21 protein-coding genes are annotated in these 25,412 nt (G+C 72.6%); 8 read left to right on the plus strand and 13 right to left on the minus strand.

Translation table 11 applies throughout. From position 1 onward, the window contains the following. Positions 1-12: 12 nt before the first annotated feature. The 4 genes from LN652_RS20205 to LN652_RS20220 form a co-directional block, all read right to left on the minus strand. The gene (locus tag LN652_RS20205) at positions 13-1,260 is read right to left on the minus strand and encodes an AI-2E family transporter (protein ID WP_230442371.1); all 1,248 of its coding nucleotides are present in this window, start codon (positions 1,258-1,260) and stop codon (positions 13-15) included. A gap of 44 nt (positions 1,261-1,304) precedes the next feature. After that, positions 1,305-2,582, minus strand: a complete 1,278-nt coding sequence (locus tag LN652_RS20210; RefSeq protein WP_230442372.1) for a coiled-coil domain-containing protein — start codon at positions 2,580-2,582, stop codon at positions 1,305-1,307. 118 nt (positions 2,583-2,700) lie between these two features. After that, the gene (gene ccrA, locus LN652_RS20215; RefSeq protein ID WP_230442373.1) at positions 2,701-4,041 is read right to left on the minus strand and encodes a crotonyl-CoA carboxylase/reductase; all 1,341 of its coding nucleotides are present in this window, start codon (positions 4,039-4,041) and stop codon (positions 2,701-2,703) included. 128 nt (positions 4,042-4,169) lie between these two features. Beyond that, complete coding sequence (locus LN652_RS20220; protein WP_230442374.1) at positions 4,170-4,901, minus strand: GntR family transcriptional regulator; 732 nt, start codon at positions 4,899-4,901, stop codon at positions 4,170-4,172. A 71-nt stretch (positions 4,902-4,972) separates the two neighbouring features. Here LN652_RS20220 and LN652_RS20225 point away from each other — a divergent pair, with 71 nt between their 5' ends. The 5 genes from LN652_RS20225 to LN652_RS20245 are packed head-to-tail and all read left to right on the plus strand — an operon-like array spanning position 4,973 to position 9,249. Further along, entirely contained in the window at positions 4,973-6,208 is a 1,236-nt protein-coding gene (locus LN652_RS20225; protein ID WP_230442375.1) for an NRAMP family divalent metal transporter, read from the plus strand. Next, complete coding sequence (locus LN652_RS20230) at positions 6,205-6,969, plus strand: LamB/YcsF family protein (RefSeq protein ID WP_230442376.1); 765 nt, start codon at positions 6,205-6,207, stop codon at positions 6,967-6,969. The genes LN652_RS20225 and LN652_RS20230 overlap by 4 nt, the downstream gene beginning before the upstream one ends. Next, positions 6,966-7,595: a 5-oxoprolinase subunit PxpB gene (pxpB, locus tag LN652_RS20235; RefSeq protein WP_230442377.1), complete on the plus strand. Its 630-nt coding sequence runs from the start codon at positions 6,966-6,968 to the stop codon at positions 7,593-7,595. Before LN652_RS20230 ends, pxpB begins: the two co-directional genes overlap by 4 nt. Then, positions 7,592-8,455, plus strand: coding sequence for a 5-oxoprolinase subunit C family protein (locus tag LN652_RS20240; RefSeq protein WP_230442378.1), 864 nt, complete (start codon positions 7,592-7,594; stop codon positions 8,453-8,455). The genes pxpB and LN652_RS20240 overlap by 4 nt, the downstream gene beginning before the upstream one ends. Continuing rightward, positions 8,452-9,249: a putative hydro-lyase gene (locus LN652_RS20245; protein ID WP_230442379.1), complete on the plus strand. Its 798-nt coding sequence runs from the start codon at positions 8,452-8,454 to the stop codon at positions 9,247-9,249. Before LN652_RS20240 ends, LN652_RS20245 begins: the two co-directional genes overlap by 4 nt. Here the strand turns inward: LN652_RS20245 and mce are convergent. After that, positions 9,234-9,686 carry a methylmalonyl-CoA epimerase gene (gene mce, locus LN652_RS20250; protein WP_230442380.1) on the minus strand — a complete coding sequence of 151 codons (453 nt, stop codon included), beginning with the start codon at positions 9,684-9,686 and terminating at the stop codon, positions 9,234-9,236. The genes LN652_RS20245 and mce overlap by 16 nt on opposite strands. Positions 9,687-9,845: 159 nt before the next feature. Here mce and LN652_RS20255 point away from each other — a divergent pair, with 159 nt between their 5' ends. Then, positions 9,846-11,030 (plus strand): acetyl-CoA C-acetyltransferase, encoded by a 1,185-nt coding sequence (locus LN652_RS20255; RefSeq protein WP_230442381.1) that lies wholly within the window; start codon positions 9,846-9,848, stop codon positions 11,028-11,030. Positions 11,031-11,050: 20 nt separating this feature from the next. Further along, entirely contained in the window at positions 11,051-12,001 is a 951-nt protein-coding gene (meaB, locus tag LN652_RS20260) for a methylmalonyl Co-A mutase-associated GTPase MeaB (protein ID WP_230442382.1), read from the plus strand. Here the strand turns inward: meaB and LN652_RS20265 are convergent. Both LN652_RS20265 and LN652_RS20270 read right to left on the minus strand, forming a co-directional pair. Beyond that, a complete protein-coding gene (locus LN652_RS20265) occupies positions 11,994-12,719 on the minus strand; it encodes an SDR family oxidoreductase (RefSeq protein ID WP_230442383.1) in 726 nt (241 codons plus the stop codon). The two genes, meaB and LN652_RS20265, sit on opposite strands and share 8 nt — an antisense overlap. 105 nt (positions 12,720-12,824) lie before the next feature. Further along, the gene (locus LN652_RS20270) at positions 12,825-13,412 is read right to left on the minus strand and encodes a GtrA family protein (RefSeq protein WP_230442384.1); all 588 of its coding nucleotides are present in this window, start codon (positions 13,410-13,412) and stop codon (positions 12,825-12,827) included. A 58-nt stretch (positions 13,413-13,470) separates the two neighbouring features. Here LN652_RS20270 and LN652_RS20275 point away from each other — a divergent pair, with 58 nt between their 5' ends. Further along, positions 13,471-14,406 (plus strand): tetratricopeptide repeat protein, encoded by a 936-nt coding sequence (locus LN652_RS20275; RefSeq protein WP_230442385.1) that lies wholly within the window; start codon positions 13,471-13,473, stop codon positions 14,404-14,406. A gap of 12 nt (positions 14,407-14,418) precedes the next feature. Here LN652_RS20275 and ppdK read toward each other — a convergent pair whose 3' ends face one another. The 6 genes from ppdK to LN652_RS20305 all read right to left on the minus strand — a co-directional run bounded on the left by ppdK (position 14,419) and on the right by LN652_RS20305 (position 25,347). After that, a complete protein-coding gene (gene ppdK, locus LN652_RS20280; RefSeq protein ID WP_407941511.1) occupies positions 14,419-17,106 on the minus strand; it encodes a pyruvate, phosphate dikinase in 2,688 nt (895 codons plus the stop codon). A 6-nt stretch (positions 17,107-17,112) separates the two neighbouring features. Further along, entirely contained in the window at positions 17,113-18,135 is a 1,023-nt protein-coding gene (locus tag LN652_RS20285) for an NUDIX hydrolase (protein ID WP_230442387.1), read from the minus strand. A gap of 123 nt (positions 18,136-18,258) precedes the next feature. Then, on the minus strand, positions 18,259-20,187 hold the full coding sequence (gene glgB, locus LN652_RS20290) for a 1,4-alpha-glucan branching protein GlgB (protein ID WP_230442388.1): 1,929 nt from the start codon (positions 20,185-20,187) through the stop codon (positions 18,259-18,261). Next, complete coding sequence (locus LN652_RS20295) at positions 20,184-21,566, minus strand: maltokinase N-terminal cap-like domain-containing protein (protein WP_230442389.1); 1,383 nt, start codon at positions 21,564-21,566, stop codon at positions 20,184-20,186. Before LN652_RS20295 ends, glgB begins: the two co-directional genes overlap by 4 nt. Further along, on the minus strand, positions 21,563-23,329 hold the full coding sequence (treS, locus tag LN652_RS20300; RefSeq protein ID WP_230444782.1) for a maltose alpha-D-glucosyltransferase: 1,767 nt from the start codon (positions 23,327-23,329) through the stop codon (positions 21,563-21,565). The genes LN652_RS20295 and treS overlap by 4 nt, the downstream gene beginning before the upstream one ends. A gap of 23 nt (positions 23,330-23,352) precedes the next feature. Further along, the gene (locus LN652_RS20305) at positions 23,353-25,347 is read right to left on the minus strand and encodes an alpha-1,4-glucan--maltose-1-phosphate maltosyltransferase (protein ID WP_230442390.1); all 1,995 of its coding nucleotides are present in this window, start codon (positions 25,345-25,347) and stop codon (positions 23,353-23,355) included. Positions 25,348-25,412: the final 65 nt, after the last annotated feature.

Here is a 25,412-nt window from a genome sequence, read left to right on the forward strand (position 1 = left end):
GAGGGCGAGACCTCAGCGGGAGTCCTGCCGGCGGAGGAAGACCTCGCGGTGCAGGAGCAGGAGCGCGGCCGCGACCGGGACGGCCAGCAGTGCGCCGATGATGCCCATCAGGCTGCCGCCGACGAGGGCGGCGATCACGGTGATGGCGCCGGGGATGTCGACCGCCTTCTTCATGATCCGCGGCGAGATGACGTAGGACTCGAGCTGCTGGTAGGCGACGTAGTAGACGCCGGCGACCAGCGCCACGGACGGTGAGACGGTGAGCGCCAGCAGGGTCATGATCACGCCGCTCACCACGGCTCCGAGGACCGGGATCAGGCTGAGCAGCCCGACGATGAACGCCAGCGCGAAGCTGTAGTCACCGAGCCCGACGACGAAGGTGAACACCAACGTGCTGAGGCCGGCGCAGGTGGCGACGAGGAAGGCGCCCGAGACGTAGGCCCCGGTGCTGCGGATGATCTTGTCGCCCAGCTCGCTGACGCGAGGACGGCGCGACGCCGGGGCGAGGCTGTAGCAGGCGTGCTTGATGCTCGGCAGCGAGGCGAGGAAGTAGATCATCAGCACCAGCACGATGAAGGTGTTGGTCAGCGCGGACAGGACCGCGAGGCCGACGCCGAGCGCGCCGCCGAACACCCGCTGGGTGAAGGCGCCGTCCGAGACGTAGTCGCGGGCCTTGTCGATGATCGAGAACCGCTCGTCGAGCTGCTCGACGTAGCGGTTGCGCTGCAGGTCGGTGAACCACTCGGGGGCGTTGCGGGTGATCAGCGCGATCTGGTCGCTGATCACCGGCGCGACCGCGCCGACGAACAGCGTCAGCACGCCGATCACGCCGGCCAGGACGACCACCACCGCGAGGCTGCGCCGCACGCCGCGCCGCATGAACCACTCGACGAGCGGGTTGAGCCCGATCGCGAGGAACATCGCCAGCACGAGCAGCACCAGGACCGACGAGATCCCCAGCACCTGCTGGGTCAGGAAGATCGCGAACAGCGCGCCGAGCGCGCCGAAGAACCCGATGTTGAACGGTGAGTGGCGCAGCACCGAGACCGGCCGGTGGCCGAGCACCGGGGCGGGCGGGTACGACGGCGCCTCGGGCGCGACGACCAGGTCGGTGGCGTCGTCGATCCGCTCGGCGATGGCGGCCGACGACTCGGCGGCCTCGGTCGCCTCCTCGGCGGCCTCCTGCGCGGTCTCGGCCGCGCTGTCGGCACGGTCGGCGGCCTGCTCGGCGCGCTCGGCGGCCTCGGCGGCCTCGGCCACCTCGGCCGCCGCACGCTCCTCCGGGTCGTCCGGGCGGGTCCCGGTCAGGACTCGTCCTCGCCGAACCCGGCGACCACGTCCCGCAGCGCGCCGAGCTGGGCCGTGATGGCGTCGCGACGCTTGGTCACCCGCTCCACCTCGGCCTGGATGTTGGCGAGCTCGCGCTCGGCCTCGGCGGCACGGGTGGTGCTGATCGAGTCGGCCTGGGTCCGCGCGGAGGCGACCACCTGCTCGGCCTCGCGGCGCGCCCGCGACAGCAGCCCCTCGGCCTCCGACTGGGCCTGGGCGCGGTGCGCGTTGGCCTGCGCCGTCGCCTCGCGCGCGCGCTGCTCGGCGGCCGTCGCGCGGTCCTCGGCCTCCTTGACCAGGCGCTGGGTCTCCGCGGTGGCGTTGCTGTGGTGCTCGGCCGCCTCGCGGGCGAGGCGCTCCTTCTCGACCGCCAGCGTGCGGCGGGCCTCCTGCACCTCGCGGTCGGCCGACGCGCGGGCCTGCTCGGCCTCGCGGGTGGCGGTCACCCGCATCTCGTTGGTCTCCTGCTGCGCGGCCAGGCGCAGCTGGTCGGCCTCGCGGCGCGCGGCGGACAGCAGGTCCTCGGCCTCGGCCTTGGCCAGGCTGCGCTCGGTCTCGGCGTCGGCGGTGAGGCGGGCGCGCATCTCGTCGAGCTCCTTGAGCTGGACCAGGCGCATGTCGTCGGCCTCGCGGGCGGCGTCGGCCCGGATGCTGGCGGCGTCGCGCTCGGCGCCCCGGCGGATCTCGTCGGCGTCGCGCTGGGCGCTCGTGCGCACGTCGAGGGCCTCGTCCTCGGCCATCTTGAGCATCGAGGTCGCCCGGCCGCCCAGCCCGGCGTAGGTCGGGTTCGCGTTCTCCTCCAGCTCGGTCCGCGCCCGGTCGAGCTCGGCCTCGAGCTCGATCACGCGCTGCTCGCTGCTGGCGAGGCTGCCGGCCAGCCCGGTCTTCTCCGACTGGAGCTGGGCGAGCCGCTGGTCGACGGCGGACTTGTCGTAGCCGCCGCGTCGCACCTGGGGGAGCGGGGTGGCGGGCGCGGGCCCGGGCGCCGCGGCACGGGCGGGCGCGGGGGTGGCCGCCGGCGGACAACCGCGTGGGCTGCGTCGGCTCGGGGTCGCGGCCGACGGGGGCCGCGGGCGGGACGACCGGCCGGCGCGGTGGCGTCGTCGGGCCGGGCCGGCTCGGCCTTCGCCCGGCTCGGGCCTCGGCTCCTCGGGGGCGGACTTGGGCGTCACCGGGAGCACCTGGGTCTCCTCGGCGGAGTCGCCCCCGGACTCCGGCTCGTCGAAGATGGACAGGCCCTGCTCGCGGCTCATGCTGCGACACCCACTCTCACGTCGTACGGACTGCGTCGATAGGCCAGTCTGTCCGATCGGTGGGGACAAACCCACCCCGGCTCGCGGGTGATCCGCGAACCGGGGTGAGGGATGGGTCTCAGACGCCGCGGAAGCGGTTGATCGCGTCCTCGTGCTGCGCGCGCATCTCGTGGTCGAGCACGCCCTGGCCCTCCTCGGGAGCCAGGCACAGGACGCCGACCTTGCCCTGGTGGGCGTTCTGGTGGACGTCGAGCGAGGCCTGGCCGACCTCGTCGAGGGTGTAGGTCCGCGACAGGGTCGGGTGGATCTTCCCCTTGGCGATCAGGCGGTTGGCCTCCCACGACTCGCGGTAGTTGGCGAAGTGGCTGGAGATGATCCGCTTGAGGTTCATCCACAGGTAGCGGTTGTCGTACTCGTGCATGTAGCCCGTGGTCGAGGCACAGGTGGTGATGGTGCCGCCCTTGCGGGTGACGAAGACGCTCGCGCCGAAGGTCTCGCGTCCGGGGTGCTCGAAGACGATGTCGATGTCCTCGCCGCCGGTGAGCTCGCGGATGCGGGCGCCGAAGCGCTTCCACTCGCGCGGGTCCTGCTCGGTGCCCTCGTCGTTCCAGAACTTGTAGCCCTCCTCGGAGCGGTTGATGATCAGCTCCGCGCCCATGCTGCGGGCGATCTTCGCCTTCTCCTCGTTGGAGACCACGCACACCGGGGTGGCGCCGCCGTTGAGGGCGTACTGCGTCGCGAAGCCGCCGAGCCCGCCGGACGCGCCCCAGATCAGGACGTTGTCGCCCTGCTTCATGTTGCCGCCGTTGGTGGAGACCAGCTGGCGGTAGGCGGTGCAGTTGACCAGGCCGGGGGAGGCGGCCTCCTCCCAGGTGAGGTGCTCGGGCTTCGGCATCAGCTGGTTGGCCTTGACCATCGCGACGTCGGCGAGGCCGCCGAAGTTGGTCTCGAAGCCCCAGATCCGCTGCTCGGTGTCGAGCATCGTGTCGTTGTGGCCGTCGGGGCCCTCGAGCTCGACCGAGAGGCAGTGCGCGACGACGCGGTCGCCCGGCTTCCAGCGGGTGACGCCGGCGCCGACCTTGAGCACCACGCCGGAGAGGTCGGAGCCGACGACGTGGTAGGGCAGGTCGTGGCGCTTGGTGAGCTCGGAGCCGCGGCCGTAGCGCTCGAGGAAGCCGAAGGTGGAGACCGGCTCGAAGATCGAGGTCCACACGGTGTTGTAGTTGATGGCGCTGGCCATCACGGCGACGAACGCCTCGCCGGGGCCGAGCTCGGGGAGCGGGACCTCGTCGACGTGGAGGGACTTGCGCGGGTCCTTCTCCTTGGCCGTGAGGCCCTCGAACATGTCCACCTCGTCCTTCTTCACGAAGGCGGCGCGGTACGACTCGGGGAGCGCGAGGCTGGCGAAGTCCTCCGAGGTCGCGGTGCCGGACTGGATGGCGTCAAGGATGTTCTGCACGGGGCGTGGCTCCTGGTGTCGGGGCTCGGGGTGCGTGAAACGTACCGACGGGTACGGGCACTGTCACCCGAGTGTGATCTACGCCGCGGCCGTGGCCCGCTTGGAACGATCCAGCCCGGACAGGAGGGTCAGTCGCGTGCCCGGAACGCCTCGACGAGCTGCTCCTGCGCGGCCGCGAGGTAGGCGTCGAGCCGGTCGGCGGCGGCCGTCCGCTCGCCCCCGGAGAGCAGCTCGGCGATGGCCGCGTTCTCCTCCAGGTAGGGCCGGTGGAAGCGCTCGGGATCGCCCATCGCGTGGAAGAACAGCCGCATCTCGGCCAGCAGCAGGTCCATCTGGGCGTCCAGCCGCGGGCTGCCCGCCAGCGCGACGACCGCGCGGTGGAAGTGCTGGTTGGCCGAGGCGACCGCGTCCCAGTCGCCGCGCCCGAGCCCGGCGCGCCCCTCGGCGACGGCTGCCGCGACGCCCGCCACCCGGTCGGGCGTGTGGGCACCGCCGTGGGCGAGGGCGGCCGGCTCGACGAGCCGGCGGACCCGGTAGACGTCCTCGACGTCGTCTGCGTCCGGGGTGGCGACCACCACGCCGCGGTTCGGTTCGCGCACCAGGATGCGCTCGGCGACGAGCTGGCTGAGCGCCTCGCGCAGCGTGTTGCGCGAGACCCCGAGGGCGCCGGCCAGGCGCTCCTCCGGGAGCCGGGTGCCGGAGCGCAGGTGCCCCTCGACGACCTGCTCTCGCACGACCCGGGCGGCGCGGTCCGCGGAGGTGCTCATCACCGTCCGGGTGCGGCGCCGCTCGGCGAGGACGTGGTCGAGCACGGCGTCGAGGTCGTGGCCGGTGTGACCGGCGGGGTCGGTGGTGCTCACGTGGCGAGCGTAGCGGGATGGAGGCGATCGAAGTATTGAAGAATTGTTGAACAATCCCTACCGTCCTCAGTATGACCCAGCACACACCCCCCACGGCTTCCGCGGAGCCGGCCACCTCGAACGGGCTCGGCCGCACCGCGGTCATGGGCGCCGTCTTCCTGATGGCGACCAGCGCGATCGGGCCGGGCTTCATCACCCAGACCGCCAACTACACGATCAGCCTCGGCGCGGCCTTCGCCTGCGCGATCGCGATCTCGGTCGTCGTCGACATCGCCGTGCAGATGAACGTCTGGCGGGTCATCGGCGTCTCCGGGATGCGCGCCCACGAGCTCGGCAACCAGGTCCTGCCGGGGGTGGGCTACCTCCTCGCCGCGCTGGTGTTCATCGGTGGCGTCGTGTTCAACATCGGCAACATCGCGGGCGCGGGCCTCGGCGTCAACGCGATGCTCGGCGTCGACGCGCGCATCGGCGGCGCGGTGTCGGCCGGCCTCGCGATCCTGATCTTCCTCAGCCGTCGCGCCGGCGTGGCCCTGGACCGCATCGTGGTGCTGCTCGGGCTGCTGATGATCGTGGCGACGCTCGTCATCGCGATCTCGTCGTCGCCGCCCGTCGGCGACGCGCTGGTCAGCGTGGTCGCCCCCGAGGAGTTCGACTTCGTCGCCACCACCACGATCATCGGCGGCACCGTGGGCGGCTACATCACCTACGCCGGCGCCCACCGCCTGCTCGACTCCGGCCTCACCGGCCCCGAGCACGTCGCCGCCGTCAGCCGCAGCTCGGTCGTGTCCATCCTGGTCACCGGGCTGATGCGGGTGCTGCTGTTCCTCGCGATCCTCGGGGTCGTCGCGGGAGGTGCGGCGCTGTCGCAGGACGCCGTCGGTGGACCGGCCGGCGCGGCGTTCAGCGCCGCCGCGGGGGAGGCGGGGCTGCGCGTCTTCGGGGTGATCCTGTGGTCGGCCGCACTGACCTCGGTCATCGGCGCCGCCTACACGTCGGTGTCGTTCCTGACCACCTCCGCGACCCCCGAGCGGACCCGCAGCCTGGTGACGGTCGCGTTCATCGCGGTCTGCGCCGTCATCTACGTCGTCATCGAGCAGGCGCCGACGCAGCTGCTGATCTTCGCCGGCACCTTCAACGGCCTGATCCTGCCGATCGGCTTCGGGCTGCTGCTGTGGGTGGCCTGGCGCCGCCGCGACCTGCTGCACGGCTACCGCTACCCCGCGTGGCTGCTGGTCGTCGGTGCGCTGGCGTGGCTGCTCTCGCTCTACCTCGGCTACAACGCGCTGCTGCTGCTGGGTGACCTGTGAGCGCCCCGCGGATCGACCTCAACAGCGACGTCGGCGAGTCCTTCGGCCGCTGGACGCTGGGCGACGACGCCGGTGTGCTGGAGGTGGTGACCAGCGCCAACGTCGCGTGCGGCTTCCACGCCGGTGACGCCTCCACCCTGCGCCGCTGCTGTGAGGACGCCGCACGGCTCGGCGTGGTCGTCGGCGCCCAGGTCGGCTACCGCGACCTCGCCGGCTTCGGTCGGCGCTTCATCGACTACGACGCGACCGAGCTGGCCGACGACGTGCTCTACCAGGTCGGCGCCCTCGAGGCGCTCGCCCGTGTGGCCGGCACCCGCGTCTCCTACGTCAAGCCGCACGGCGCGCTCTACAACGCCACCGTCCACCACGAGGGACAGGCGCGGGCGGTCGTCGCGGCGGTCAGGGCGTACGACCCCTCGCTGCCGGTGCTCGGCCTGCCCGGCTCGCGGCTGCTCGCCGAGGCGGAGGCGGCCGGCCTGCGCACCGTGCGCGAGGCCTTCGCGGACCGCGCGTACACCCCCGAGGGCACCCTGCTGCCGCGCAGCGAGGCCGGCGCGGTGCTGCACGACCCGGACGAGGTCGCGGCGCGGGTGGTGCGGCTCGTCACCGACGGCACGCTGGTCGCGGTCGACGGCTCGACCGTGCGGGTCGAGGCCGACTCGGTGTGCGTCCACGGCGACAGCCCCGGGGCGGTCGCCATGGCCACCGCCGTGCGCGACGCGCTCGTCGCGCAGGGCGTCGCGCCGGAGGCGTTCGCATGAGCGCCGCACCCACGCTGCTGCCCTACGGTGACCGCGCCGTGCTGGTCGAGCTGGGCTCGACCCAGGAGGCCGTCGACTACGCGGTCGCGCTGCGCGGGCGGGACGCCCCCGTGGTCGGTGAGGTGGTGCCGGCCGCCCGGACGGTGCTGGTGGTCGCCGACGAGGGCGCGGCGCTGGCCGACCTGCGTGCGCTCCTCGCCGACGTCGCACCGGCGTCCGGCGGCGACGCGGCCGCCGAGCAGCCCGTCGTCGAGGTGCCGGTGACCTACGACGGCGAGGACCTCGCCGACGTCGCCCGCCTGACCGGGCTGTCCGAGCGCGAGGTGGTGGCCGCCCACACCGGCCAGGAGTGGCGGGTCGCCTTCGGCGGCTTCGCGCCGGGCTTCGGCTACCTCATCGGCCAGGACGAGCGGCTGCACGTGCCCCGCCGCGGCGAGTCCCGCACCCGCGTGCCGGCCGGGGCGGTCGGGCTGGCGGGGGAGTACTCCGGGATCTACCCGCGCTCGTCGCCGGGCGGGTGGCAGCTGATCGGGCGCACGGACGTGCCGCTGTGGGACCTCGACCGGGACCCGGCCGCCCTGCTCGCGCCCGGCGTCCGGGTGCGCTTCGTGGAGGCGTCGCAGTGAGCCGGGCCCTGCGCGTGCACGCCGTCGGACCCGTGGCGCTGGTGGAGGACCTGGGACGCCGCGGCCTGTCCGGGGTCGGCGTCGGCCGGTCCGGCGCCGCGGACCGGGCGGCCCTGCGCCAGGCCAACCGGCTGCTGGCCAACGAGGAGGGTGCCGCCGCCGTCGAGGTGACCTTCGGCGGGCTCGAGGTCGAGGTCGTGGGCGAGGGCAGCTGGTGCTGCGTCACCGGTGCCCCGTGCCCGGTCACCGTCGACGGTCGCGAGGTCGGCTCGCACACCGTGTTCTTCGCCGAGCCCGGCGCCCGCGTCCGGCTGGGCGCGCCCACGGCCGGCCTGCGGTCCTACCTCGGGGTCCGCGGCGGCGTCGAGCCCGACGAGGTGCTGGGCTCGCGCTCCAGCGACGTGATGTCCGGACTCGGACCGCCGCCGCTGGAGGTCGGCGACGTGCTGCCCGTCGGCTGCCCGGGCGACCGGTTCTCCGACCTCGACACCGTCGTCGTCCCCGACCTGGCCGGGGACGTCGTGCTGCGCGCCGTCCGCGGCCCCCGCGACGGGTGGGTGGCCGACGCCGACCTGCTGGTGTCGACCGGCTGGGCGGTCACCGAGCGGAGCAACCGGGTCGGGATGCGCCTCGGCGGCCCCGCCCTCGAGCACGCCCGCGACGAGCAGCTGCCGAGCGAGGGCGCCTGGCGCGGGGCCGTGCAGGTCCCGCCGGACGGAGAGCCGGTGCTCTTCCTCGCCGACCACCCCGTCACCGGCGGCTACCCCGTCGTCGCCGTGGTGGTCGACGCCGACGTCGACCGCGCCGCGCAGCTGCGGCCCGGCGACACGGTGCGCTTCCGCTGGGTGGAGGCGTCGTGAGCGCCCGCCTCCCGCCGGACCCGGGCGCGCTGACGCCCCGCGAGGCGCGCCGGCTGTTCCGCGACGGACTGGTGACCCCCACCGCGGGGTGGAGCCGTGGGTGGACGCAGGCCAACCTCGTCGCGCTGCCCCGCGACCTCGCCCTCGACTTCCTGGTCTTCGCCCAGCGCAACCCCAAGCCGTGCCCGGTGCTCGACGTGCTCGAGGCCGGCGCGGTCTCCGGGCCGCTGCTCGACGGCGACGTCCGCACCGACCTCCCGGCCTACCGCGTCTACGTCGACGGCGAGCTCGTCGACGAGGTGCCGGACGCGACCGGCTGGTGGCGCGACGACCTGGTCGCGTTCCTGGTGGGGTGCAGCTTCACCTTCGAGGCCGCGCTCGCCGAGGGCGGCGTGCCGGTGCGCCACGTCGAGCAGGGGGTCAACGTCCCGATGTACGTCACGGACCGGCGCTGCCGCCCGGCCGGGACGATGTCGGGACCGTTGGTGGTGTCGATGCGGCCGGTCCCCGCGGACCGGGTCGCCGACGCCGTACGGATCACCTCGCGCTACCCCGCGGTGCACGGCGCACCGGTGCACGTCGGGGACCCGGGGGCGATCGGCATCGCCGACCTCGGCCGCCCCGACTTCGGCGACCCGGTCGAGGTCCGCGACGGCGAGGTCCCGGTGTTCTGGGCCTGCGGGGTCACCCCGCAGGCCGCGGTCATGGAGTCGCGCCCGTCGCTGGCGATCTCGCACGCGCCCGGGCACATGCTCGTCACCGACGCACGGGACGCCGACTACCTGGTGCCGTGAGGCTCGACGAGCTCGACCAGCACGCCGCCGGCGTCCTTGGGGTGGATGAAGTTGACCCGGCTGTCCGAGGTGCCCCGCCTCGGGGCGTCGTAGAGCAGGCGCAGGCCGCGCTCGCGCAGCACCGAGGCGACGTGCTCGACGTCGTCGACGCGGAAGGCGAGCTGCTGGATGCCCTGGCCGTTGCGGTCGAGGAACTTCGCGATGGTCGACTCGGGCGTCAGCGGGGCGAGCAGCTGGATGCACGAGCCGGAGTCGCCGACGCCGACCATGGCCTCGCGGACGCCCTGCTCCTCGTTGGTCTCCTCGTGCAGCACCTGCATGCCGTAGGCGTCGCGGTAGAAGGCCATCGCCTCGTCGAGGTCGGGCACCGCGATGCCGACGTGGTCGATCGCGGTGAACAGGTGCTGGACGTCGGCAGGCAGGTCGGGGGTCGTCATGCGGCCATCCTTCCCCCGCCCGCTCCGGCGCGCGAGGGGGTGTGACGTGTGCCTCACGGTGAATGACCGCTCACCCCCTGCCGCGCCGAAGGGGGTGGTGGGTATCGTCCCAAGCGGCGGCGCGCCTGCCGCCCCACAACGCACGCCTGGAGGAGACCCATGTCCGGATCTGTGATCGTCGCCGGCGCCCGCACGCCCATCGGCCGCCTGCTCGGTGGCCTGAAGGACCAGTCGGCGGCCGACCTCGGCGGCGTGGCCATCAAGGGTGCGCTCGAGAAGGCCGGCGTCAGCGGCGACCAGGTCGACTACGTGATCATGGGCCAGGTCATCCAGGCCGGTGCCGGCCAGATCACCGCCCGCCAGGCCGCGGTCAAGGGCGGCATCCCGATGGACGTCCCGTCGATCACCATCAACAAGGTGTGCCTGTCGGGCCTCAACGCGATCGCGATGGCCGACCAGCTGATCCGCGCCGGTGAGCACGAGGTCGTGGTGGCCGGCGGCATGGAGTCGATGACCCAGGCCCCGCACCTGCTGCCGAAGAGCCGCGAGGGCTTCAAGTACGGCGACACCGCGCTGGTCGACTCGATGGCCTACGACGCGCTCTACGACCAGTTCACCCACCAGGCGATGATCAACCTGACCGATGGCTGCAACGCCGCGGGCGCCAACCTCACCCGCGAGGAGCAGGACGCGTTCTCCGCGCAGTCGCACCAGCGCGCCGCCCTGGCCTGGAAGAACGGCCTGTTCGAGGACGAGGTCGTGCCGGTCACCATCTCGACCCGCAAGGGCGACGTCACGGTCGCCGAGGACGAGGGCGTCCGCGCGGACACGTCCGTCGAGTCGCTCGCCCGGCTCCGCCCGGTGAGCAAGGACGGCAGCATCACCGCCGGCTCGGCCTCGCAGATCTCCGACGGTGCGTGCGCCGTGGTCGTGATGAGCAAGGCGAAGGCCGAGGAGCTCGGCCTCACCTGGATCGCCGAGATCGGCGCGTCCGGGCAGGTCGCCGGCCCCGACTCCTCCCTTCAGCTCCAGCCGGCCAACGCCATCGCGAAGGCCGCCGCGAAGGAGGGCATCGACGTCGCGGACATCGACCTCTTCGAGCTCAACGAGGCCTTCGCCGCGGTCGGCATCGAGTCCGCCCGCCAGCTCGGCGTCGGCGAGGACAAGGTCAACGTCAACGGCGGCGCGATCGCGCTCGGCCACCCGGTCGGCATGTCCGGCGCCCGCATCGTGCTGACGCTCGCGCTCGAGCTCAAGCGCCGCGGTGGCGGCGTCGGTGCCGCCGCGCTGTGCGGCGGCGGCGGTCAGGGCGACGCGCTGATCATCCGCGTCCCCGGCGCCTGAGCGGGCGCGGGACCTCGGGCGTGACGCGACGGGGCGCCGTCGCCGTCCCCGACCTCGTGGCGCGAGCCCGGGACGGGGAGCCGGCGGCGGTCGCCCGCCTCATCTCGCTCGTCGAGGACGCCTCCCCGGCGCTGCGCGAGGTGATGGCGGCGCTGTCGCCGCACGTCGGCCACGCCCACGTCGTGGGCATCACCGGTGCGCCGGGCGTCGGCAAGTCCACCTCGACCAACGCGCTGGTCGCCGCGCTGCGCCGCGCCGGCCGACGGGTGGGCGTGCTCGCCGTCGACCCCTCGTCGCCGTTCTCCGGCGGCGCGCTGCTCGGCGACCGGGTGCGGATGGGCGACCACGCGCTGGACCGGGACGTCTTCATCCGCTCGATGGGCTCCCGCGGCCACCTCGGCGGGCTGGCCCGGTCCACACCGCAGGCCGTGCGGGTCCTCGACGCGGCCGGCTTCGACGTCGTGGTCGTCGAGACCGTGGGCGTCGGGCAGAGCGAGGTCGAGGTCGCCGGGCTCGCCGACACCACGCTCGTCCTGCTCGCGCCGGGGATGGGCGACGGCATCCAGGCGGCGAAGGCCGGGATCCTCGAGGTCGGTGACCTCTACGCGGTCAACAAGGCCGACCGCGACGGGGCCGACCGCACCCGGCGCGAGCTCCGCTCGATGCTCGCCATGGTCGAGCGGCGCGAGCAGGGCTGGCGCCCGCCCGTGATCGCCACGGTCGCCAGCACGGGGGAGGGGATCGACCGGCTGCTCGAGGAGGTCGACCGGCACGCGGCCTGGCTGCGCGAGAGCGGTGAGCTGGCCCTCCGGCGCACGGCCCGGGCCCGGCGGGAGGTGGAGGCGATCGCGCTGGCCACCCTGCAGGAGCGGTGGCACGCCTCGGGCGGCGCCGGCCTCGATTGCCTCGGTGAGCGCGTCGCCGCGGGCGAGCTCGACCCGTTCGGCGCTGCCGACGAGCTGCTCAGCTGAGCCGCAGCGTCTGCCCGGTGATCCGGGAGGCCGCGCTGCTGGCGAGGAAGAGGGTGGCGTCGGTGACCGCGTCGGCGACCCGGCTGCGGCTGCGCACCAGCGTGTCGCCCGAGACCCGGCTGCCGGAGTAGGTCGCGGTCGGGGCGTACTGGCGCGGCAGCACCGAGCGGGGGGAGTGCACGACGGAGTTGACCCGCACACCGAGGCCCGCCCACTGCTCGCCGGCGCGCGCCGTCGAGGCGAGCAGCTCGGCCTCGGCCTCCTCGGGGGTGGACGACAGCTCCAGCCACGAGCGGACCGCGCCGGTGTTGACCACGCAGCCGCCGCCGAGGGCGGGGCTGTGGCTGAGCTTGAGGCGCAGGCGGGTGGTGAGGAACATCGGGCCGAGCAGGCCGGAGCGCGCGGCGCCCGCGACGAACGACTGCTCCGAGGGCGGGAGGCCGTAGGGCAGGGTGCAGCCGGCGGCCAGCACCAGCACGTCGAGGTGGTCGATGCCCGCGGCGAGCTGGTCGATCGACTGCTGGCGGGCGAGGTTGACCGACTCGTAGTCGAACGCGGACAGGTCGGTGTCGTAGAGCGAGCGCAGCATCATCGTGCCGGTGACGGTCACGGAGGCGCCGGACTGCGCGAACGCGCTGGCGACGGCGTGGCCCTCGCCCCGTGTTCCACCGACCACGAGGACCTGGTAGCCGGTGAAGTCGTATGACCCCGAAGTCATGCCTGGCGCGCCGCCCTCCCGTTGGAACCCAGGGTGTTTTCTACCACGCGGTAGGGCGGAGGGGACAGGGCGGTCCATCCTCAGCAGGGCCACAGAACAGCACGCTCAGACCACATCCGAGCCGGCCAGCGCCTCCTCCTCGCGGAGCGGGTCGGCGAGCTCGGCGTGCCCGCCGCGCACGGCGGCGAACGTCCAGATCTTGTTGAGCACGAAGGAGAGCGGGGTCACCAGCCCGATGACGATCAGCTGGGACCAGTAGAGCCGGTTGCGCAGCCCGCTGGAGTCGTCGAAGACGTCGGTGGGCAGGCTCACCGGCGAGTGCGGGTGCATCAGCAGGGTGAGGAGGGCCAGCCCGATGACCTGTCCGCCGAGCCCGACCACGAGGAACGGCCAGTACTCGCGCCACCAGCGGGAGTGCCCGCTGCTGCGGAAGGTCCAGGACCGGTTGAGCTGGAAGTTCGAGAGGTTGGCGACCAGGAACGCCACCGTGGAGTACACGTGGTACCAGCGCAGGTTGAAGTCGGTGCTGCCCAGGGCCACCACGGCGTCGTCGAAGTGGGGTCCCATCCGACGCAGCAGCACGAGCGTCAGCATGTTGACGACGACGCCCGAGGCGCCCACGATCCCGAAGCGGGCGAGCAGGCCCAGGTTGCGCCGATGGCGCTGCAGCAGCGCGGTTCCCCGGGATCCCATGCGGACGAGGCTACCCACCCGTCCTTCCGCGCGCGGGGCTTCTCCCTAGGATTGGGGCATGACGCAGCAGCCGTTCAGCCGTCCAGGTGCCATCGACCTCTCCGGGCTCGGGCAGCCCCCTGCCCCGCAGCAGGCGGCGGCGCCCGCCGCGCAGGGCGGGTCGGGCGGGGCGTACTCCGTCACGATCACCCAGGAGAACTTCCAGCAGGTCCTGCAGGAGTCGATGACCGCGCCGGTGGTGATGGTCTTCCACTCCGCCCGTCAGGCGCCGGGCAGCGAGCAGTACGCCGCCGACGTGGCCGCGGTCGCCGAGCAGCAGGAGGGACGCCTGCTCGCCGCGCTGGTCGACGTGGACGCCCAGCCCGAGATCGCGCAGGCGATGCAGATCCCGCAGGTGCCGCTGATGATGGTCGTGCTCGACGGCCGGCCGGTGACCCAGCCGATCCCCGGCGCGCTGTCGGCCGAGGAGCTGACCACGCTGTTCGCCCAGCTCGGCCAGCAGCTCACCGCCCAGGGGATCACCGGTCGCCACCAGCCGCGCGCGAGCGCGGCGCCGGTCGGCGACGACGAGGACGAGGTCGTCGACCCGCGCTACGCGCCCGCCCAGGACGCGCTCGCCGCCGGTGACATCGACGGCGCGGTCGCCGAGTACCAGAGGCTCGTCGACGCCAACCCGGCGGACGTCGAGGCGGCCGGCGGCCTGGCCATCGCCAAGGTCATGCAGCGGACCCAGGGCGTCGACCTCAACGCCGCCCGCGCGGCCGCGGCCGACGCCCCCGACGACGTCGACGCGCAGACGATGGTCGCCGACCTCGACATGCTCGGCGGGCACGTCGAGGACGCCTTCGCCCGGCTGGTCAACCTGGTCGCGCGCACCAGCGACAAGGACCGCGAGAAGGCGCGCGACCACCTGCTCGGCCTGTTCGCGGCGGTCGGCAACGACGACCCGCGCGTGCTCGCGGGCCGCCGCAGCCTGGCCTCGGCGCTCTTCTGAGCCGGTCCGGCCTCAGCGCCTCTGCAGCACCGACCGGCCGGCCTCGAGCCGGGCGACCGGCACGCGGAACGGCGAGCACGAGACGTAGTTGAGCCCGATCTCGTCGAAGAAGTGCACCGACCGCGGGTCGCCGCCGTGCTCGCCGCACACGCCGATCTTGAGGTCGGCCTTGGTCTTGCGGCCCTTCTTGGTGCCCATCTCGACCATCCCGCCGACGCCGAGCTGGTCGAGCGACTCGAACGGCGAGACGTCGAAGATGCCGTGCTCGAAGTAGCGCGAGAAGAACGACGCCTCGACGTCGTCGCGGCTGAAGCCCCACGCCATCTGGGTCAGGTCGTTGGTGCCGAAGGAGAAGAAGTCGGCCGACTTCGCGATCCGGTTGGCGAGGAAGGCCGCGCGCGGCAGCTCGATCATGGTGCCGATGGCGATGTCGAGCTTGATCCCGCGCTCCTCCTCGACCTCCGCGACCTGCTGCTCGAGCTCGGCGCGCACGATCTGGAGCTCGCGGACGCTGGCGACCAGCGGGACCATGATCTCCGGGCGCGGCGCGCCGTGGACGGCCATCCGGTCGGCGGCGGCCTCCGCGATGGCCCGGCCCTGCATCCGGAACAGGCCGGGGATCTGGATGCCGAGGCGTACGCCGCGCAGGCCCAGCATCGGGTTCTGCTCGTGCAGGCGCCGGACGTGGGTCAGCAGCGTGACCGCGTGCTCGTCGACCTCGCCGCGCTCCTCCGCGAGCGCGACCTCGACGCTCAGCTCGGTGAGGTCGGGCAGGAACTCGTGCAGGGGCGGGTCGAGCAGCCGGATGGTGACCGGAAGGCCGTCCATCGCCTCGAAGATCTCGGTGAAGTCCTGGCGCTGCAGCGGCAGCAGCTCGGCGAGCGCGGCCTCCACGCCCTCGTCGTCCTCGGCGACGATGAGCTTCTCGACCAGCTCACGGCGCTCGCCGAGGAACATGTGCTCGGTGCGGCACAGCCCGATGCCCTGGGCGCCGAACCGGCGGGCGCGGGCGGCGTCGTCGGGGGTGTCGGCGTTGGTCCGCACCCGCAGGCGTCGGGCGCCGTCGGCGTGCGCCATGATCCGCGCGACGGCGTGGGCGAGGTCGTCGTCGAGCTTCTCCCCCTCGAAGTGGCGCACCACGACCGAGTCGGCGACCGGGACGGCGCCGGCGAACACCTCGCCGGTCGTGCCGTCGATGGAGATGACGTCGCCCTCGCTGATGGTCTCGCCGTCGCGCACGCGGAACTGCCTGGCCCTGGTGTCGACGTCCAGCGACTCCGCGCCGCACACGCACGTCCGGCCCATGCCGCGGGCGACCACGGCGGCGTGGGAGGTCTTCCCGCCACGGCTGGTCAGGATCCCGCGCGCGGCGACCATGCCGCGCAGGTCGTCGGGGTTGGTCTCCTTGCGCACGAGGATCACGTCCTCGCCGCGCGCGGTCCACTCGACGGCCGTGTCGGAGTCGAAGACGGCCTTGCCGACGGCGGCGCCCGGTGAGGCGTTCATGCCCTTGGCGAGCAGCGTGCGCTCCGAGGTCTCGTCGAAGCGCGGGAACATCAGCTGGGCGAGCTGGTCGCCGGTGACGCGCAGCACGGCCTCGTCCATCTCGATGAGGCCCTCGTCGACCATGTGCACCGCGATCCGGAACGCGGCCTCCGGGGTGCGCTTGCCCACGCGGGTCTGCAGCATCCAGAGCTTGCCGCGCTCGACGGTGAACTCGATGTCGCACATGTCGCGGTAGTGCCGCTCGAGGCGGTTCATGATGTCCATCAGGTCGTCGTAGGACGTCCGGTCGATGTCGGACATGTCGGCCAGCGACACGGTGTTGCGGATGCCGGCGACGACGTCCTCGCCCTGGGCGTTCTGCAGGTAGTCGCCGTAGACGCCCTGGTTGCCGCTGGCCGGGTCGCGGGTGAACGCGACGCCGGACCCGGAGTCCATGCCGAAGTTGCCGAAGACCATCGCCTGGACGTTGACGGCCGTGCCGAGGTCTTCCGGGATCCGCTCCTGGCGGCGGTAGAGCCGGGCGCGGTCGGTGTTCCACGAGTCGAAGACGGCGTGGATGGCGAGGTCCATCTGCTCGCGCGGGTCCTGCGGGAAGTCGCGTCCCGTCTGGTCCTTGATGATCTGCTTGAACGTCGCCACGACGCCGCGCAGGTCGTCGGCGTCGAGGTCGAGGTCGGACTCGGTGCCCTTGGCGCGCTTCGCCTCGTCGAGGGCGTCGGAGAACAGCTCGGAGTCGACGTGCAGGACGGTGCCGCCGAACATCTGCAGGAGGCGGCGGTAGGAGTCCTGCGCGAACCGATCGGAGTCGCTGCGAGCGGCCAGGCCCCCGACCGACGTGTCGTTGAGGCCGACGTTGAGGACGGTCTCCATCATGCCGGGCATCGAGAACTTCGCGCCCGAGCGCACCGAGACGAGCAGCGGGTCGTCGGCGTCGCCGAGCTTCTTGCCCATCGCCTCCTCGAGCGCGGCGAGGTGCTCGGTGACCTCGTCGGCCAGGCCGTCGGGCTGGCCGCCCTCGCCCGACTCCTGGAGGGCGAGGTAGGCGCGGCACGTCTCGGTGGAGATCGTGAACCCCGGTGGCACCGGGAGACCGAGGTTGGTCATCTCGGCCAGGTTGGCGCCCTTGCCGCCCAGCAGGTCCTTCTGGTCCTTGTTGCCCTCAGCGAAGTCGTAGACCCAGGTCATGGGAGGCATCCTGCCTCAGCGACCGGACTCCGTATACGTCCCCTCACCCGTGACGGCGGAGCGGATCCGGCGCGCGGTGAAGTCGGCGGCGAGGGCGTCGACCTCCTCCAGCGTGCAGAACCGCACGTCGCGGATCTCGCGCTCCTGCTTGACGACGTCGGCCAGCGCGGACGGCTCCAGGGTGCCGCCGTCGAAGACCAGGCACACCGCGTCGTCCCACCCTCCCCACGGCGGCAGCCAGTCGGTCAGCACGAGCGCGCCGGGCTCGATCGTCAGCCCGAGCTCCTCCTCGACCTCGCGGCCCACCGCCAGCCGCGGCGACTCGCCGACCTCGACCACCCCGCCGGGCAGGTCCCAGTCACGCTTGTAGGTCAGCTGGCACAGCAGCACGCGCCCCTCGGGGTCGCGCACCAGCATCTGCGCGATGGCCCGCTTGCGGGGGAGGAAGGAGTTGAGCAGCGACCGGAACGACTCGGGGTCGCTCAGCGGAGGGTCGGTGACCAGACGGGCGAAGACCAGGTAGGAGGTGGCGTCGGGCCGGTCGCCCATGCCGGGGGTGATGCGCTGGGCCCCCTCGAGCCGGAGCCCCGCGCGGGTGGCCACTCGCCGGCTCGCGTCGTTGCGGGGGTCGATCCGGGCCTCGACGCGCTGCAGTCCCCAACCTCCCTGCTCCCGGTCGGCGAACACCCAGTCGACCAGCACGCGCACGGCACGGGCCGCGAGGCCACGCCCGCGGTGACCGGAGTAGAGGGCCCAGCTCAGGCTCGCGCCGGCGTCCCCCTGCCGGGTCGCCTCGACGCTGCCGACGATCGCTCCGTCGTGCTCCACGACGAACGAGGCCTGCTCACCCGCGCGGTAGCGCTCCTGCCACCGGGCGATCGCCCGTGCGTGGGACTCCTCGGTCACGTCGGAGGCGTCCCAGCCGAACCAGAGCGCCATCTCGTCATCGTGGCCGGCGACGGCCTCCGAGGCGTCGTCGGCACGCCATGGCCGCAGCGTGACGGCCCCGTCGGTCAGCGTCGGCTGTTGCTCAGGCACCGGGCCACCCTAGCCAGCGCGCCGAAGGGGAGGGGCGCACCATGAAGGCAGTTCGTGGGCCGGCGTGCGGTTGGTGCGCTCGGCGGCCGAGTGGCTCGTGCGAACTGCCTTCATGGTGTCCGGTCAGGCCTCCTTGCGGAACCAGACCGTGGCGAGGGGCGGCACCACGACGTCGGCGTGGGCGGGCTGGCCGACGTGCTCGCCCTCGACGGCGGTGATGGAGCCGAGGTTGCCGACGCCGGAGCCGTGGTAGGCGGAGGCGTCGGTGTTGAGCACCTCGGTCCAGGTGCCGGCCGAGGGCAGGCCGAGGCGGTAGCCCTCGTGCGGCTGCCCGGCGAAGTTCGACACGCACACCAGGTCGGGGGAGCCGGGGGAGCGGCGCACGAACGAGAACGTGTTGCGGCCCGCGTCGTTGGCGTCGACCCACTGGAAGCCGGCCGGGTCGTTGTCCCGGCCCCACAGGGCGCCCGAGGCGGTGTAGGCGGCGTTCATGTCGCGCACCATCGCGTGGACGCCGGCGTGCTCGGGGTGCTCGAGCAGCCACCAGTCGAGCTCGCGGCTCTCGGCCCACTCCGACTCCTGGCCGAGCTCGCAGCCCATGAAGAGCAGCTGCTTGCCGGGGTGGGCCCACATGAAGGCGAGGTACGCGCGGAGGTTCGCCAGCTGCTGCCAGCGGTCGCCGGGCATCTTGCGCAGCAGCGAGCCCTTGCCGTGCACGACCTCGTCGTGGCTGATCGGCAGGACGTAGTTCTCGGCGAAGGCGTAGACCAGCGAGAACGTCATCTGGCCGTGGTGGTGGCTGCGGTAGAGCGGGTCCTTGGCCATGTAGGTCAGGGAGTCGTGCATCCAGCCCATGTTCCACTTGAACCCGAAGCCGAGCCCGCCCTCGCTGGTCGGGCCGGTGACGCCCGGCCACGCGGTCGACTCCTCGGCGATGGTGACGATGCCGGGGACGCGCTTGTAGACGGTGGCGTTCATCTCCTGGAGGAACTGCACCGCCTCGAGGTTCTCCCGCCCGCCGTGGACGTTGGGCGACCACTCGCCGTGCTCGCGCGCGTAGTCGAGGTAGAGCATCGAGGCCACGCCGTCGACGCGCAGGCCGTCGGCGTGGAACTCCTCGAGCCAGAAGACCGCGTTGGCGTAGAGGAAGTTGCGCACCTCGTTGCGCCCGAAGTTGAAGATGTGCGAGCCCCACTCCTTGTGCCAGCCGCGCTGGGGGTTGGGGTCCTCGTAGAGCGGGGTGCCGTCGAAGCGGGCGAGGGCCCACTCGTCGGTGGCGAAGTGGCCGGGGACCCAGTCGAGGATCACGCCGACGCCGGCCTGGTGCAGCCGGTCGATGAGCCGCTTGAGGCCGTCGGGGTCGCCGAAGCGGGAGTCGGCGGCGAAGTAGGAGGTGACGTGGTAGCCCCACGAGCCGCCGAACGGGTGCTGCATGACCGGCATGAACTCGACGTGGGTGAAGCCGAGGTCGGAGACGTAGGGCACCAGCGCGTCGGCGATCTGGTCCCAGTCGTAGAGGTCGCCGCCGGGTCCGTGGGAGTGGGGGTGCTTGCGCCACGACGCGAGGTGCACCTCGTAGACCGACATCGCCTCGTCGACGGGCTGCTTGTCGCGGCGCGCCTCGAGCCAGTCCTGGTCGCCCCACACGTGCTGCGAGCGCCACACGACCGACGCCGAGCTCGGCGGCCGCTCGGCGTACTGGGCCATCGGGTCGGCGCGGTCGACCCAGGCGCCGTCCGCGCCGCGGATGCGGTACTTGTACTGCGAGCCGACGCCCGCGGCGGGCACGTGGACGTGCCACACCCCGGAGCCGTCGAGCCGGGTCATCGGGTGCGCGGCGCCGTCCCAGCCGGCCCACTCGCCAGCGACCTGGACCTCCAGGGCGTTGGGGGCCCAGACCCGGAACGAGGTCCCGTCGACCTCGCCGGTGGGGCCCGTCGAGACCTGGGCGCCGAGGACCGTCCAGAGCTCCTCGTGGCGGCCCTCGCCGATGAGGTGCAGGTCGAGCTCGCCGGGTGCGTGCGTGCGGTCGGTGCTCTGCTGGTCGGTCATGGCGTGTCTCCCAACGCGGCGAGCGGGATGGAGATCCACCCCGGTCGGTTGCGTGCTTCGTAGACGGCCTCGTAGACGACCTTGTCCGCGAGGTAGGCGTCGAGCAGGGCGCTCGCCGCCTCGTCGAGCCCGGTACCCCGTTGCTCGGTGTAGGACTCCAGGAACGCCTGCCGGTTGCGGGCCGACCACTCGGCCGCCCGGTAGGCGCGCTGCTCGGTCTCGGAGCTGTCGGCGCCCGCCCCGGTGAGGGCGGTCACCCGCGGGGCGTAGTCGAACGACCGGATCATCCCGGCCACGTCACGCCACACCGAGTCCGGCTCGAGGCGTACGGCGAGGGGCTTGGCCGGCTCGCCCTCGAAGTCGACGATCTTCCAGCCCTTGACGGTGCGCAGCGTCTGGCCCAGGTGCAGGTCGCCGTGGACCTGCTGGACCTCGACGCCGTCGAGCTCCCGCAGCCGGGCGAACGTGCGGCGCAGGTCTTCCTCGTAGGCCGTCAGGGCCGGCACCACCGCGATGGCCGCGTCGAGGCGTCCCTCCATCGCCGAGGCGAGGCGGTCGAGCGCCGCGGCGTCGCGCTGCTCGCGCGGGAAGTGCGCGGCCAGGTCGGCGTGCACCTCGGCGAGCGCCACGCCGAGCCGCGCGGCCTCCCCCGCGAAGTCCCCGCCCACCTCCTCGGCGTGGAGGTCCGCCTCGGCGAACAGGTTGCGCACGCTGGCCAGGGCCAGGTCCCAGCCGTCGCTGGCGGTGCGCAGGAACTGCTGGAGCATCGCCAGCTGGATGGTCGTGTCGGTGTCCTCGTCGACCAGGTCGAGCCAGCCGTAGAGCGCCGCGACGTGCGTCGACCCGGCCTCGGTGAGGACGTGGTGGATCGCGATGTCCGGGTTCACGCCCGGGGTGACCTTGCGGAACACCTTCATCAGGGCGTCGTCGCCGAACGCGACCGACGAGTTCGACTGCTCGCCGGAGAAGAGCGTGGAGTGGGCCTCGAGGTCCAGGTCGTGGCCCGGCACCCGGTGGAAGTGGAGCAGCCCGCGGGTGGCGTTGGCCGCCGCGTCGAAGGCCCGCAGCCACAGCGCCATCGCCTCGCGGTCGTGCAGCGCGTCGTAGACCCACGCGTGCCCGTGGTCCGCGTCGTCCCACTCGCCGAGCAGCGCGTGGCCCAGACGGTCCTGCGGCTCGGAGTAGAGGGCGAGCGGCAGCTGGTAGAGCTCGGTGTCGCCGTCGGCGTAGGTCACCTCCGCCAGCTCGATGACGACCCGCAGGCCCGGCGGCGGGTCGGGCAGCTCGCCGACGCGCCGCAGCGCCGTCAGCGTCCAGTCGCGGCCCTTGCCGCCGAACCAGCGGGCCTGCGCGACCCACGAAGCGACCTGGTCGTTCACTGCTCCACCCCCGTGTCCATGCTGCCGGTGCCGGCGCCGGCCATGGTGCCGGTCGTGCTCGAGTCGGTCAGCCGGAGCCAGAGGAAGCCGTACCCACCGAGCGTCAGCAGGTAGGGCAGCTCGCCGACGGCCGGGAACGGCACGCCGCCGAGCAGCTCGACCGGGACCATGCCCTCGTAGTGGCGCAGGTCCAGCTCGACCGGCTGCGGGAAGCGGGACAGGTTGTTGACGCACAGGATCACGTCACGCCCGTCCGGTCCCTCGTGCTCGCGGACGTAGGACAGCACGCTCGGGTTGGAGCCGCCGAGGTCGGTGAAGTCGCCCAGCCCGAAGGCCGGGTGCCGGCGCCGGGTGTGGACCAGGCGCCGGGTCCAGTGCAGCAGCGAGGAGGTGTTCTCCAGCTGCGCCTCGACGTTGACCGACTGGTAGCCGTAGACCGGGTCCTGGATCGCCGGCAGGTGCAGCTTGCCCGGCGTCGCGGACGAGAAGCCGGCGTTGCGGTCGGGGGTCCACTGCATCGGGGTGCGCACGCCGTCACGGTCGCCGAGCCAGATGTTGTCGCCCATCCCGATCTCGTCGCCGTAGTAGAGCACCGGCGAGCCGGGCAGCGACAGCAGGAGGGCGGTGAACAGCTCCATCCGGTTGACGTCGTTGTCCAGCAGGGGCGCCAGGCGGCGGCGGATGCCGATGTTGGCCTTCATCCGCGGGTCGTGGGCGTACTCCGACCACATGTAGTCGCGGTCCTCGTCGGTGACCATCTCGAGGGTCAGCTCGTCGTGGTTGCGCAGGAAGATGCCCCACTGGCAGCCGTCGGGGATCTCGGGCGTCTGCTCGAGGATCTCCGAGATCGGGAAGCGCGACTCGCGGCGCACGGCCATGAAGATGCGCGGCATCACCGGGAAGTGGAACGCCATGTGGCACTCGGTGCCGACCCAGCGACCGTCCTCGGTCTGCTCCGGGCCGAAGTACTCGACCACGTCGGCCGGCCACTGGTTGGCCTCGCAGAGCAGGACCCGGCCGGGGTAGTGCTCGTCGACGAAGCGCCGGCACTTCTTCAGGAAGTCGTGGGTCTCCGGGAGGTTCTCGCCGTTGGTGCCGGCCCGCTCGTACAGGTACGGCACGGCGTCGAGGCGGAACCCGTCGAGGCCCATGTCGAGCCAGAACGCCATCGCGTCCAGCATCGCCTCGTGGACCTTGGGGTTGTCGAAGTTGAGGTCGGGCTGGTGGTGGAAGAACCGGTGCCAGTAGTACTGCTGGCGCACCGGGTCCCACGTCCAGTTCGACGGCTCGGTGTCGACGAAGATGACCCGGGCGTCCTGGTAGAGGTCGTCGGTGTCGGACCAGACGTAGAAGTCGCCGTAGGGGCCCTCGGGGTCGCTGCGGCTGGCCTGGAACCACGGGTGCGCGTCGCTGGTGTGGTTCATGACGAAGTCGATGATCACCCGGATGCCGCGCTGGTGGCAGGCGTCGAGGAACTCGTGGAAGTCCTCGACCGTGCCGCACTCGGGGAGGATGTTGTTGTAGTCGGCGACGTCGTAGCCGCCGTCGCGCAGCGGCGAGGTGAAGAACGGCGGGACCCACAGGCAGTCGACGCCGAGCCACTCGAGGTAGTCGAGCTTCTCGATCAGGCCCTTGAAGTCGCCGGTCCCGTCGCCGTTGGAGTCACGGAACGACCGCACCAGCACCTCGTAGAACACGGCGGTCTTGAACCACTCGGGCTCCGCGTTGAGCACCGCGGTCGCTGCTCCGGCGTCGGTCGGCATCTGCGCGGAGGTCGGGTGCTCGGTCAACGGGTCCTCCTGACGCTGATGAGGTGGGCGGGTTCCCAGCCGGGATCGAGGCGCACGTAGTTGTGCGCGCTCCAGCTCCAGTCGGCGCCGGTGATCTCGTCGTGGGCGACGAACGAGTCGTGCCACTCCAGGCCCAGCGCCGGCATGTCGAGGTGGACCATGGTCTCCCGGGTGCCGTGCGGGTCGAGGTTGATCACGCTGATCACGACGTCGTCGGTGCCGTCGGGGAGGGTGTGCCGCTTGGAGAACACCAGGACCTGGTCGTCGTCGCTGGAGTGCACGGTGAGGTTGCGCAGCAGCTGGAGCGCGGGGTGCTGGCGCCGGATCTCGTTGAGCCGGGTGAGGTACGGCGCGAGGCTGGTGCCGTCTGCCTCCCGCTTCTCCCAGTCGCGGATCCGGATCTGGTACTTCTCGGAGTCGAGGTACTCCTCCGAGCCGGGCTTGACCGCGACGTGCTCGTAGAGCTCGTAGCCGGCGTAGACGCCCCAGCTCGGCGAGCCGGTCGCGGCGAGCGCGGCGCGCACCTTGAACGCCGCCGGGCCGCCGTACTGCAGGTAGGCGTGCAGGATGTCGGGGGTGTTGACGAAGAAGTTCGGCCGCATCAGGTGGTCGGACTCCGACGACACCTCGCGCAGGTAGTCCTCGATCTCGCGCTTGCCCGTGCGCCAGGTGAAGTACGTGTAGCTCTGGTGGTAGCCGACCGCGCCGAGGCCGTGCATCATCGCCGGCTTGGTGAACGCCTCCGACAGGAAGAGCACGTCCGGGTCGGTGCGCCGCACCTCGGCCAGCAGCCACTCCCAGAAGGCCAGCGGCTTGGTGTGCGGGTTGTCGACGCGGAAGATCCGCACGCCGTGCGACATCCAGAGCTTGACGATGCGCAGCACCTCGCGGCAGATGCCGGAGGGGTCGTTGTCGAAGTTGATCGGGTAGATGTCCTGGTACTTCTTCGGCGGGTTCTCGGCGTACGCGATGGTGCCGTCGGCCCGCGTGGTGAAGAACTGCGGGTGGGTGGTCACCCACGGGTGGTCGGGCGCGGCCTGCAGGGCGAGGTCGAGCGCCACCTCGAGGCCGAGCTCGCCGGCGCGCGCGACGAACGCGTCGAAGTCGTCGAAGGTGCCGAGGTCCGGGTGGATCGCGTCGTGGCCGCCGTCCTTGCTGCCGATCGCCCACGGCGACCCGGTGTCGTCGGGTCCGGGCGTCAGGGTGTTGTTCGGGCCCTTGCGGTTGACCTCGCCGATCGGGTGGATCGGTGGCAGGTAGAGCACGTCGAAGCCCATCGCGGCGACGGCGTCGAGCCGCTCGGTCGCGGTGCGGAAGGTGCCGCTGGTGACCTTGCCGGTCCGCGGGTCGCGCGTCGCGCCCTCGGAGCGGGGGAAGAACTCGTACCAGCTGCCGAAGAGCGCCCGGACGCGGTCGGCGCGGAAGCGGAACGGCCCGGTGGTGGTGAGCATGTCGCGCAGCGGGTGCGCGAGCAGGACGGCCGAGAGGCCGGGGTCCTGCAGGGCGGCCAGGCGGGCGCCGACGGGGCGCGAGGTGTCGTCGGCGGCGGCCACGGCCGCGCGGAGGACCGCGGCGTCGGCGGCGTCGGGCTTGTCGGGCCCGGTGCCGGCCAGGACGCGCTCGAGGAGCAGCCGGGCCTCGGTGAACATCAGCTCGACGTCGACGCCGGCCGGGATCTTGATGCCCGCGTCGTGCTGCCAGGTGCCGATCGGGTCGGACCAGCTGTGCACCTCGAAGGTCCACTCACCCTCGACGTCGGGGGTGACGTGGGCGAGGTAGCGGTTGGGCTCGGGCCCGTCGGGCTCCATCCGCACCGGCGCGCGGCGCACGCCCTGCGGGTCGATCGCGACCACCTCGGCGCCGAGCTGGTCGTGCCCCTCCCGGAACACCGTCGCGCGCACGGGCATCGGCTCGCCGACCGTCGCCTTGGCCGCCTGGCGGCCGAGGTCGACGACGGGGGAGACGTCCATCACGGGAATGCGTCCAACCATGCCCCCACACTTGCGAACCCATGGTCATGGGCGCAACCCGGGGCATGCTCGGTCTCACCCTGCGG

Origin of the sequence: Nocardioides okcheonensis, assembly GCF_020991065.1 — a bacterium.
Lineage (GTDB): Bacteria > Actinomycetota > Actinomycetes > Propionibacteriales > Nocardioidaceae > Nocardioides > Nocardioides okcheonensis.